Origin of the sequence: Actinospineispora eucalypti (genome assembly GCF_039543365.1) — a bacterium.
GTDB lineage: Bacteria > Actinomycetota > Actinomycetes > Mycobacteriales > Pseudonocardiaceae > Pseudonocardia > Pseudonocardia eucalypti.
The window spans coordinates 111,450-121,993 of record NZ_BAABJP010000045.1; the positions used below are offsets into that span (position 1 = coordinate 111,450).

The 10,544-nt window shown below is 70.7% G+C and carries 12 protein-coding genes; 9 read left to right on the forward strand and 3 right to left on the reverse strand.

The window, feature by feature from the left end; translation table 11 throughout:
* The first annotated feature begins 43 nt into the window (after window positions 1-43).
* Entirely contained in the window at window positions 44-970 is a 927-nt protein-coding gene (locus tag ABEB12_RS34220; protein WP_185063730.1) for a ferritin-like domain-containing protein, read from the forward strand.
* Complete coding sequence (locus tag ABEB12_RS34225) at window positions 967-2,457, forward strand: FAD-dependent oxidoreductase (protein ID WP_185063729.1); 1,491 nt, start codon at window positions 967-969, stop codon at window positions 2,455-2,457. Before ABEB12_RS34220 ends, ABEB12_RS34225 begins: the two co-directional genes overlap by 4 nt.
* Here the strand turns inward: ABEB12_RS34225 and ABEB12_RS34230 are convergent.
* Entirely contained in the window at window positions 2,411-3,052 is a 642-nt protein-coding gene (locus ABEB12_RS34230) for a class I SAM-dependent methyltransferase (RefSeq protein WP_185063728.1), read from the reverse strand. The genes ABEB12_RS34225 and ABEB12_RS34230 overlap by 47 nt on opposite strands.
* A gap of 253 nt (window positions 3,053-3,305) precedes the next feature.
* Here ABEB12_RS34230 and ABEB12_RS34235 point away from each other — a divergent pair, with 253 nt between their 5' ends.
* From ABEB12_RS34235 to ABEB12_RS34255, 5 genes are all read left to right on the forward strand, one after another.
* Entirely contained in the window at window positions 3,306-3,671 is a 366-nt protein-coding gene (locus tag ABEB12_RS34235; protein ID WP_185063727.1) for a S4 domain-containing protein, read from the forward strand.
* 568 nt (window positions 3,672-4,239) lie between these two features.
* Window positions 4,240-4,530, forward strand: a complete 291-nt coding sequence (locus ABEB12_RS34240; protein ID WP_185063726.1) for a hypothetical protein — start codon at window positions 4,240-4,242, stop codon at window positions 4,528-4,530.
* A 133-nt stretch (window positions 4,531-4,663) separates the two neighbouring features.
* On the forward strand, window positions 4,664-5,071 hold the full coding sequence (locus tag ABEB12_RS34245; RefSeq protein WP_185063725.1) for a hypothetical protein: 408 nt from the start codon (window positions 4,664-4,666) through the stop codon (window positions 5,069-5,071).
* 24 nt (window positions 5,072-5,095) lie between these two features.
* A complete protein-coding gene (locus tag ABEB12_RS34250) occupies window positions 5,096-6,631 on the forward strand; it encodes an AarF/UbiB family protein (protein WP_185063724.1) in 1,536 nt (511 codons plus the stop codon).
* Window positions 6,632-6,707: 76 nt separating this feature from the next.
* Window positions 6,708-7,703: a hypothetical protein gene (locus ABEB12_RS34255; protein ID WP_185063723.1), complete on the forward strand. Its 996-nt coding sequence runs from the start codon at window positions 6,708-6,710 to the stop codon at window positions 7,701-7,703.
* Here the strand turns inward: ABEB12_RS34255 and ABEB12_RS34260 are convergent.
* Window positions 7,700-8,839 (reverse strand): fumarylacetoacetate hydrolase family protein, encoded by a 1,140-nt coding sequence (locus tag ABEB12_RS34260; protein WP_185063722.1) that lies wholly within the window; start codon window positions 8,837-8,839, stop codon window positions 7,700-7,702. The two genes, ABEB12_RS34255 and ABEB12_RS34260, sit on opposite strands and share 4 nt — an antisense overlap.
* A 67-nt stretch (window positions 8,840-8,906) precedes the next feature.
* Between ABEB12_RS34260 and ABEB12_RS34265 the strand changes: the two genes are divergently transcribed.
* A complete protein-coding gene (locus tag ABEB12_RS34265; RefSeq protein ID WP_345703382.1) occupies window positions 8,907-9,554 on the forward strand; it encodes a ceramidase domain-containing protein in 648 nt (215 codons plus the stop codon).
* Here ABEB12_RS34265 and ABEB12_RS34270 read toward each other — a convergent pair.
* A complete protein-coding gene (locus ABEB12_RS34270; protein ID WP_185063720.1) occupies window positions 9,524-10,285 on the reverse strand; it encodes an enoyl-CoA hydratase-related protein in 762 nt (253 codons plus the stop codon). The two genes, ABEB12_RS34265 and ABEB12_RS34270, sit on opposite strands and share 31 nt — an antisense overlap.
* 93 nt (window positions 10,286-10,378) lie before the next feature.
* On the opposite strand from ABEB12_RS34270, the gene ABEB12_RS34275 reads away from it, so the two are divergent.
* On the forward strand, window positions 10,379-10,544 hold a 166-nt coding region (locus ABEB12_RS34275; RefSeq protein ID WP_345703374.1), incomplete at its 3' end, for an alcohol dehydrogenase catalytic domain-containing protein.

Below are 10,544 nucleotides of genomic sequence, written 5' to 3' on the forward strand. Positions count from 1 at the left end.
ACGTTTCGTGTCGGGGCACTAGCACGGATGTGAGGAGCAAACGATGACGTTCGACTTCGACAACATGCTGCAGACGATCAAGGACAAGCAGTGGGCGCTGGCCGACATCGACTGGGAGGCCCCCGGCGCCGAGCTGATCACCGACGAGCAGCGGCCCGCGCTGAAGGCGTTCATGGCCGACCTGGTGTGGATCGAGAACATCGGCGCGCGCGGTTTCGCCGCGCTGGCCCAGAAGGCGCCCACGCCGACGATCAAGGAGATCTACCAGTACTTCCACGCCGAGGAGCAGAAGCACGCCAACGCCGAGCTGGCGCTGATGCGCCGCTGGGGCATGCTGGAGAACGACGAGTGGCCCGAGCCGAACGTGAACGTGCGGATGGCCGCGCAGATGCTGGACCGCTTCGGCGACGACTCGCCGCTGTCCACCCTGGCCCCGCTGATCTCCATGCTGGAGTGCGCCCTGGACGGGGCGCTGGTCAAGTTCCTGCTGGAAGAGGTGCAGGATCCGCTGTGCCACGAGGTGTTCAAGCACATCAACTCCGACGAGTCGCGGCACATCGTGGTCGACTTCCAGGTGCTGGACGTGATCGGCGCGAGCTCGATGAGCAAGATCCTGATCCGCAGTGCCGGCGCGCTGAAACCGCAGCTGCTGTTCGGGCTGCTGGTGTACATCCCGCTGCTGAACAAGATGCGGGACAACATCGTGGCCATGGGCCTGTCGGAGAAGCGCCTGTTCAACGCGGCCAAGCGGTTCATCACCAACGGTGAACGCGGCCGGTATACAAAGCGTATACCCGAGTACCACGTGTTCAAGGCGCACGCCCAGATGACGATCAACCGGGCGCACCCCTACCACCGGCTGGTGGCCGACCCGCTGGTGCGCATCACCGACCGGCTGCCCAAGCGGCTGGTCGGCGACCGGCTGCCCACCTGGGCGCGCGAGCTCACCCACGAGCCGGTGGCCAAATGAGCGTGCTGATCATCGGTGCCGGGTTCGCCGGGCTGGGCACCGCGATCCGGCTCAAGCAGGCCGGCATCGAGGACTTCGTGGTGCTGGAACGCGCCGACCGGGTCGGCGGCACCTGGCGGGACAACACCTATCCCGGCGCCGCCTGCGACATCCCCTCGCTGCTCTACTCGTACTCGTTCGCACCGAACCCGGACTGGTCGCGGGCCTACTCGGGCAGCGCGGAGATCCAGGCCTACATCGAGGACGTGGTGCGCGAGCACAACCTTCAGACGCACCTGCGGTTCGGCGCCGACGTCACCGGGCTGGCCTTCGACGAGGACACCGCGCGCTGGACCGCCCACACCTCGGCCGGCGACACCTACACCGCCCGGCACGCCGTTCTCGCCGCCGGCGCGCTGGCCAACGCCTCGCTGCCGGACATCCGGGGCATGGCCGACTACACCGGCAAGATCATGCACAGCGCGCGCTGGGACCACGACTACGACTTCACCGGGAAGACCGTCGCGGTGGTCGGCACCGGGGCCAGCGCGGTGCAGATCATCCCCGAGCTGGTCAAGACGGCGGGCAAGGTGAAGGTGTTCCAGCGCACCCCGGGATGGGTGCTGCCCCGGCTGGACTTCGCGCACCCGTCCTGGGCGAAGTCCCTGTTCCGCGATCGGCCGGAAACCCAGGCCGCCGCCCGCGGGGCGTGGTTCTGGGGCCACGAGGCGGTCGCGCTCGGCCTGGTGTGGAACTCGCTGGCCACCGGCCTGGTGCAGACCGCCGCCAAACGCCACCTGCGCACCCAGGTCAAGGACCGATGGCTGCGCCGCCAGCTCACCCCGGACTTCCGGGCCGGCTGCAAGCGCATGCTGGTCTCCAGCGACTACTACCCCGCGCTGCAGGCCGACAACTGCAAACTGATCACCTGGCCGATCGCCCGCCTCTCGGCGGACGGTATCCGCACCGCCGAGGGCATCGAGCACCGGGCCGACGCCATCGTGTTCGCCACCGGGTTCCAGGTGAACAAGACCGGCACGCCGTTCCCGGTCACCGGCCCCGGCGGGCGGGATCTGGCGCGCGAGTGGGCGGGCGGGGCGCAGGCGTACAAGAGCGTCAGCGTGGCCGGCTACCCGAACCTGTTCCTCACCTTCGGCCCCAACTCCGGCCCCGGCCACAACTCCGCACTGTTCTACCTGGAGGCGCAGATCGACTACCTGGTGCGCGCCATCCGGCTGTGCCGGGAGCGGCGGATCCGCACGCTGGACGTGCGGCCCGCCGTACAACGTGTATACAACGAGTCCCTGCAGCGCCGGCTGGCCGGAACCACCTGGAACTCCGGCTGCCGCAGCTGGTACCTGACGGCGGACGGCTTCAACGCCACCATGTTCCCCGGGTTCGCCACCCAGTACCGCCGCCAACTGGCCGACCTGGACCTGGCCGACTACACCGCCACCCCCGTCACGGCTTCCGAGCCAGCGCTCCGTGGGCGGTCACCGGCCCGCTGACCGGGGCGGGCGGGTAGTCCGGGCGCCAGTCGGTGACCGGCACCAGCCCGGGCTCGACCAGGGCCAGGCCGGTCAGCCGGCCGGTCATCCACCGGGGGTCGGCACAGCACAGGGCCAGGTAGCTCCCGGACGGCACGGCGGCCATCACCCCGGCGATCACCGCCGCGACGCCCGATCCGTCGCACGCTCCGGTCGCCGGGTCGCGGGGTGGGGCGCCCAGCCACAGCACCGCGACCTGCCGGCCCGGGTCCAGGCGTTGGGCGATGATCCGTCGCGCATCGCGTTCCCCGTCCGGACGGGCCACCAGGGCCTCCGGGGCGATCCGCCGGATCACCTCGCCAGCTTCCAGCCCGCCAGTTTCCGGCCCGCCAGTTTCCGGCCCGCCGGCTTCCGGCCCGCCGGCTTTCGGTCCGCCGGCTTTCGGTCCGCCGGCTTTCGGTCCGCCGGCTTTCGGTCCGCCGGCTTTCGGTCCGCCGGCTTCCGGCCCGCCGGCGAGGGAAAGCTCCAGGAACTGCCGGACACCGGCCTCGGCGGCCAGATAGCGGAGCACCCGCACGGCGAACTGAGCGCTCGGTGTCCCTGCCGCCTCAACCACCGGGCGGTTATAACCCACTAGCCGAGCCACCCGCACCCTCCGTAACCACCGCCCACCCAGACGTCTCAACCCCTCACCCCATGGCTGCCCCGAACCGCCCCGCGCCGATGCGCCACCCGGCCCACCGCCCCCATCCGCCAAACGCGCCGCCCCGGCCGCCGCCCGCACAGCCGCGATTGGCGCACGGCCTCCGCATCACCGGCCCGGCGTCCGGGCCGGCTCGGACCGACGTCGCGGCTGGCATGATCGGGGGATGGAGTCCACCCGGGTAGATCGGTGGCTGTGGGCGGTGCGGCTGGTGAAGACCCGGCCGGACGCGGCGGCCGCCTGCCGGGGCGGGCACGTGCGGATCAACGACCGCCCGGCCAAGCCGGCCACCCCGGTGGTGCCGGGTGACGAGGTCCGGGTCCGGGTGCACCACGTGAACCGGATCGTGGAGGTCACCCGGGTGATCCAGAAACGGGTGGGCGCCGCCGAGGCGGCCGGCTGCTTCGTCGACCACACCCCGCCGCCCCCGGCAATGCCGCTGCTGCCGGTGGCCCGCCGCGAACGCGGCGCCGGCCGCCCCACCAAGAAGGAACGCCGCGTACTGGACGCCTGGCGCACCGGCCAGCCCTGATCCCCTCCCACCCCTTGCTCTGCGCACAAATACGCAACACCAGGTCTCCTTGACGCACCGCCGATCCCCATCGCCGCCCGCCCCATGGCGGTAGTGCGCACCGAGCGGCAGCGCAGTACCCCGTCGATCATGATCAACAGTGCCTGGGCTGCCACTCGGCGTCGTCGCGACCAGGACCTCGCGCCACACGGGCCTCGAGCGCCGACGGGGGGCGGACCGGGCGGGAGCCGGTCCGGCTTTTCGCGGGCCGTGGGGTCGCGGTGCGCGAAACCGGGAGCGCGATCAGTACCCGGATTGTTGCGTATTTGCACGCAGAGCAAAGCATTGCCGGTCGACCTCGAGACAGAGAAGCCGGTGGGGCGAACCCCTGCGCCCGACCTAGATTCGCGCGAGGCGGCCGCGCCGAGTGCCACGAGGCCGGGATCGACCAGGCATTAGGCCATATGAAGTAGGTACTCACCAGTAGGCGTGGGGGGCGCCACATTTCCGTTGACGCGGCTTTACGCGTTGCGTAACTTACGCAGTGCGTAAATGAGCGCAAAACAAAACCACCAAGGAGTTGAGAGCCATGGCCCGCCGCCGTCGCAGCAGCAGCAGCGTCACCGACTTCCTGCAGGACATCACCGACGACATCAAGGACTTCATCGACGACGAGGTCGTCGACCGGGGTCGGGACACCGAGCGAGACCTCCGCCGGGCCGGCCGCAACTGGTTCGACTCGGACGACGACGATGACCGCGGCGGCCGTCGCCGCGGCGGCCGTCGGGACGACGAGCTGGACGAGCTGCGCGAGGCCATCAAGGCCCTGAGCGAGAAGGTCAGCGAGCTGGGCGCCGGCTCGACCGCCGCCAAGAAGTGATCCGCTGAACCCCAGTCGGACGCGCCACAGCCCCCGGCGGCTCCGCACGGAGCAACCGGGGGTTTTTGCGCCACAGCGGTGATTGTTTTCCGTCGCCACGTTAGCTTTCCGTCATGAGCCTGGAGGCGAAGCCGTGAGTCGCCGGTCCCCGCGCAGCAAGCTGCCCGCTCGGCGACTCCGCCGGGAGAGCGACGGCTCGCTGTTCGACGTCGACGAGCGCCGCCGGCTCGAGCTCGCCGAACTCTGCGACGACGTGCGCGCCGGGCGATACTTCCGGGCGGTCCGGCACAGCAGCGGCGAGGACTGCACGCACGAGGTGCTCAGCGAGGTGCTCGCCGTCGGCCTGCCCCGCGCGATCCTGCCCGGCAGCGGTGGCGGCGGGTTCGAGTCGATGGTGTCCAGCCTGTTCAAGGGGCTGCTGCGGACCGGAGGGTCCGCCCGGTCACACGTCGAGGACCGGGATCGGGAGCACGCCAAGGACCGCGGCCGAGACCGGCGGCGCACCGGCAAGCACGACTGGTGGGAGGGCGGACCGGAATGACCGGACGCGCCGGGGGAGGCAGTCGTGGGTAGCGGCCGGGGTCGGGTGGTGGCCAAGGTGCTGGCCTCCCTGCTAGCGGGGGAAGCAGGGCGGAGCGTCGGGTTCGGCCGGAAGAAGCGGTCGGACTCGGACAACACGGCCGTCGAGCGGCAACGGGCCCGGGCGGTGCGCCGCGCGCTGGAGGACCTCGGCCCGTTCTACGTCAAGATCGGCCAGATGCTGTCCACCCGGCCGGACATCGTGCCGGAGATCATGATCGACGAGTTCAAGAACCTGCACGAGCAGGTGAAGGTGGCGCCGTTCGCCGACTTCGAGCCGGTGCTGGCCGCCGAGCTGGGCTCGAACTGGCAGAGCTACTTCAAGGAGATCGAGGTCGAGAAGCCGCTCGGCGCGGCCTCGCTGGCCCAGGTCTACCGGGTGCGGCTGGCCAACGGGCGGCCCGCCGTGGTGAAGATCCAACGCCCGGGCGTGCGCCCGGTGATGCTGGACGACATGGCGCTGCTGCGCAAGATGTCCAAGCAGGTGGCCAAGCGTGCGCCGGACTTCAACGCGGTCATCGACGTGGAGTCGATGCTGGGCGTCCTCTTCGACGCGATGGAACCCGAGCTGGATTTCACGCTCGAGGCCGAGAACATGCGAAACGCGCTGGACCAGGCGGACAACCACGAGTTCATCACGGTGCCCGAGGTCATTTTCGACACGCCCCGGGTAATGGTGCAGGAAATGGCGCCGGGAAAGTCGATCCGGCACGTCAACCGGGACGACTTCACCGCCGAGGAACGGGAGAACATCGGCAAGGACCTGCTTGCCTACATGTTTCAGGCGTTCTTCGTGGAGCGCGCCTTCCACGCCGACCCACACCCCGGGAACATCTTCGTCGCGCCTGGTCAGCCCGCCTACATCATCGACTGGGGAATGGTCGGGCGGGCCGACCGGCGAATGAGCATGACCATGCTCCTGATCATCATGGCGCTCGCCCAGAACGACGGCACGGCGCTGGCCAAGGCCTGGATAGAGCTGGGCCGGCCGACGCCGTGGGCGAACATTCCCGGATTCGTCTCCGACATGCAGCAGTTCGTGCCCAAGGTGGCCGGTGCCTCGATGGAACAGCTGGATTTCGGCGTTGCGCTTTCCTCGGTGCTGAAGTACTCGACGAGACGCGGCATTCAGACCGGGCCGGTGATGAGCCTGCTCGGCAAGTCGTTCGCCAACCTGGAGGGCTCGGTGCGCTACCTGGCCCCGGAGCTGGCGATCACCGACACGCTCGAGGACGAGCTGAAAACGATCATGATGGAGCTGGCCCGGGAGACCCTCTCCCAGGAGTCGGCGGCGAAGCTCGCGGTGGAGGCGATGCTCACCACCGCCGCCGCTCCGGAGCAGATGCGCGCGTTCATGCGTGACCTGTCGAACCGCGAGTTCACCTTCCAGAACAACACCGTGCAGGGACCGGCCGCGCGCAACGAGGACCGCGCCGACCGCCGCGCCGCCGCCATGCGCCGCACGATGCTCGCCATCGCCGGCGCGGCCGTCTACCTCGACCACCGCCGCCGCAAGTCCTGACCTACCCGGCGGCGCCCGCCGACCGCCGTTCCGCGCCGACAGCGAAGTTCGCCAACAGGCTCTAACGTTGTTTGGTATGCAGACCGCTGAGCTGGACCGGGTTTTCGTACCGCAACGGGACGTACCGAGGTGGAGTGAGACGGCGTGGCTGGGCAGCTGGAACCCCGATGCGGGCGTCGGCCTGTTCCTGCACATCGGGCGCTGCCAGCAGGATCTGGACATGTGGTGGGCCCAGACCATGGTCTACCTGCCCGATGGCCGGGTGGCGGTGGACCGCTCGCACGGCCGCCCGGGCGACCCCGACACCATGGGCTCGGGAAACCTGCGGCTGCGCATCGAGGAACCCGGCCGTCGCTGGTCCGCCGCGTTCGACGGCGCCGCCGAGCTCACCACCACCGAGGCGCTGGCCGAAGGGCTGGTCGGGTCCGGGCCGAGCCAACCCATGCGGTTCGAGCTGCGCGGCGAAGCGGTGGCGCCGATGTGGGACCTGTTCGCCGGCCGGGACGGCCATACCCAGGACTTCGCCGGCGGCACGCACACCCAGCAGGCGTTCGACGCGACCGGCCGGGTCACCATCGGCGACACGACCTACCCCTTGGACGGTTGCGCCTACCGCGATCACTCCAGCGGCACTCGTGACCTGCAACGGTTCGGCACCCACCACTTCGTGCTGATCGTCTTCCCGGACCGCGTGATCCACAACATCCAGGTGAAGATGCCGGACGGCACCACCATGATCGACGCGGGCGTGGTGCTGCACCGGGACGGCGGCCAAACCCCGGTCACCGGCACCGAGCTGCCCTTCGTGTCCGCCCTTCCGGCCGAGCCGACCGAGTGCGACCTGGTCGTGAGCACCCCGGAGGGCAGCGAGACCATCCACGTCGAGGCGCTGCACGCGGTGAACATGTGCATCACCGACTCCGGGGACAACCTGAACGGCGTCGGCTGGCAGCTGGACGAGGACATGCCGGTGCTGGTGGAGTGCGCGGCCCGGTACACGGCGGCCGACGGGACGGTCGGTTACGGCCACTTCGAACGCAGCGTCCGCCGCTCCATGCTGCCCGACGGCTAGCGCGCCGGGAGGATCCGGCCGCGCACCTCGCCCAGCTCCAACCGCCCGCCGCCGAACGCCGGCGCGTCGGCGGTGATCACCAGCTCGTCGCCGTCCCGCAGGTACCCGAGCTCTGATCCGTCGGCCAGCGTGAGCGGTTCCCGGCCGTGCTTGGTCAGCTCCAACAGGCTGCCCAGCTGGTCCGGGGCCGGGCCGGAGAGCGTGCCGGAGCCGAGCAGGTCCCCGGGGCGCAGCGTGGCGCCGCCGCTGGTCAGGTGGGCGATCATCTGCGGCGCGGTCCAGTACAGCGCGTCACCCGGCGGACTGCTGATGAGCTCGCCGTTCAGCCGCACCCGCAGCGCGAGGTTCAGGCCCAGGTCGGCCCCGCCGCGCAGGTACGGCAGCGGCTCCGGGTCGCGGGCCGGCGGCGGCACCCGCGCCGAGTTGAGCGCCTCCCACGGGGTCACCCAGCTGGAGATCGAGGTGGCGAAGGCCTTGCCCAGCAACGGCCCGAGCGGCCGGGTCTCCCAGAACTGGATGTCCCGGGCCGACCAGTCGTTGAGCAGCACCAGGCCGAACAGATGGTCGGCCGCGTGCTCCATGGTGACCGGCTCCCCGGGGGTGCTCGCGCCGCCGATCACGAAGCCCAGCTCGGCCTCGAAGTCCAGCGCGCGGGTCGGGCCGTAGTCCCCCGGACCGCGCTGCCCGTTCGGCCGGCGCACCGGCGAGCCGGAGCCGCGCACGGTGGCCGCCCGGCCGTGGTAGCCGACCGGCAGGTGCCGCCAGTTCGGCGCCAACGGCTCGTCGTTCGGCCGGAAGATGCGCGCGGCGTTCACCGCGTGCTGCTCGCAGGCGAAGAAATCCACGTAGTCGGCCACGGTGAACGGCAGCACGGGGGTGACCGAGGCCACCGGGTGCCGGTGCCGGGCCGAGCGGTCCGGGTCGGCGAGCGTGTCGGCCAGCCAGCCGTGCACCTCCCGCCACACCGGGCGCGCGGCGGCGAGCAGCCGGTCCAGGTTCGCCGCGACGAGCAACTCCGGCCACGGCACCGGTTCGGCGGCGTGCAGCGCGGCCAGGTCCAGCACGGTGTCGTCCTCGCAGAGCACGCCGACCCGTGACCCATCACCGCCCGACGGCACGAACGCTCCATAACGCATGCCCCCACCCTGCCATCCCGCCCCGACGGAAACCGGGCGTTCACCTCGTTCGGGCAAGGTCGAGAACGTGATCGACGGCTACTGCGAGCGGCTGACCGCGACGTTCTGGGCGGAGCCGGTGAACGCGTTGTCCAACCTGGCGTTCCTGGTCGCGGCCGCCCTCGCGGCGCTGCACCTGCGCCGGACCGGGCGGCGCCCACCCCCGGACCTGGTGTTGCTGGTCGCCATTTTGACCGCGATCGGCGTGGGCAGCTTCCTGTTCCACACGCTGGCCACCCGGTGGGCGGCGCTGGCCGACACGCTGCCCATCGGCGTGTTCATGCTGGTCTACCTGGTGGTGTTCACGCACCGGTTCGCCGGCGTGGGCCGGCGGCTGGCCTGGCTGGCCGCGCCGGCGTTCCTGGCCTTCGCCGCCGTGGTCGCACCAGCCGCCCGCGGCGGGCCCGTACCCGGCCTCTACCTGCCGGCACTGCTCGGCCTGGCCGGGCTCACCGCATTCCTCGCCGCCCGCCGCGATCCAGCCTGGCGCACGTTCGGGCTGGTCACGTCGCTGTTCGTGGTTTCCCTGACCTTCCGCCAGCTGGACGGCCCGCTGTGCCCGAGCTGGCCGCTGGGCACCCATTTCGCCTGGCACCTGTGCAACGCCACCGTGCTCTACCTGCTGCTGCGCGCGGCAATCCGCCGCTACGACTTGCGGGTGGCGGCGGCCAGGTAGTCGGCGGTCCAGCTGTCGCTGGTGCGGCGTTCCCAGATGCTGACCAGGCGTTGGTACTCGTACTCCTGGTAGCGGGCGATCCGGTCCAAAGTGTCCCGGCGCAGCTGCCACTTGGACATGGCGAAGGTGTCCGCGGGCGCGCGTTCGGCCAGCTCGGCGGCGAGCGCGATCGACCGCTCCAGCAGCGCCTCCGGGTCGACCACCTCGTCCACCAGACCCAGGGTCAGCGCCTCCTCCGGGGTCACCGCGTCCGCACCGTAGACCAGCCGCTGCGCCACCTTGGGGCCGACCGCGTGCACCAGCATCTCCAGCGGCACCCGGGGGAACGGCACGCCGACCTTGATCTCCGGGACGCCGATCCGCCCCCGCCCGGACGCCATCACCCGCAGGTCGGCGCAGCAGGCCAACACGCACCCGCCGGCGATCGCGTGCCCGTTCACCGCCGCCACCATCGGCTTGTCCAGGGTGAACAGGGCCAGGCAGGCCTCGTCCAGCGCCGGCAGGAACTCGGCCAGGTAGGGCGGTCCGCCGGCCAGCATGGCGCGCAGGTCGACGCCGGCGGAGAAGGCCCGCCCCGAGCCGGTGAACACCACGGCCGCCGGCCCTTCCGGGCCGTTCAGCGCGCTGAACTCGGCCGTGATCGCGCGCAGCGCGGCGGTGTCCGTGGCGTTCACCGGCCCGTGCTCCAAGGTGATCACCGCAACGCCGCCGTGCTCCTCTTTTTTAAGCATGGCAAGAATCTATCTGCCACGGATGCGGAGCGCCGGAGATCCATGGCACGCTGCGCACGGACACATTCACGCATGCACATAGGAGTGAGCCAAATGGCGCAGGAGGTCCGCGGGGTCGTCGCGCACGGGAAGGGCGAGCCGGTGTCGGTGGAGACGATCACGGTGCCGGATCCGGGTCCGGGTGAGGCGGTGGTCGCGGTGCGGGCCTGCGGGGTGTGTCACACGGATTTGCATTATCGGGAGGGCGGGATCAATGACG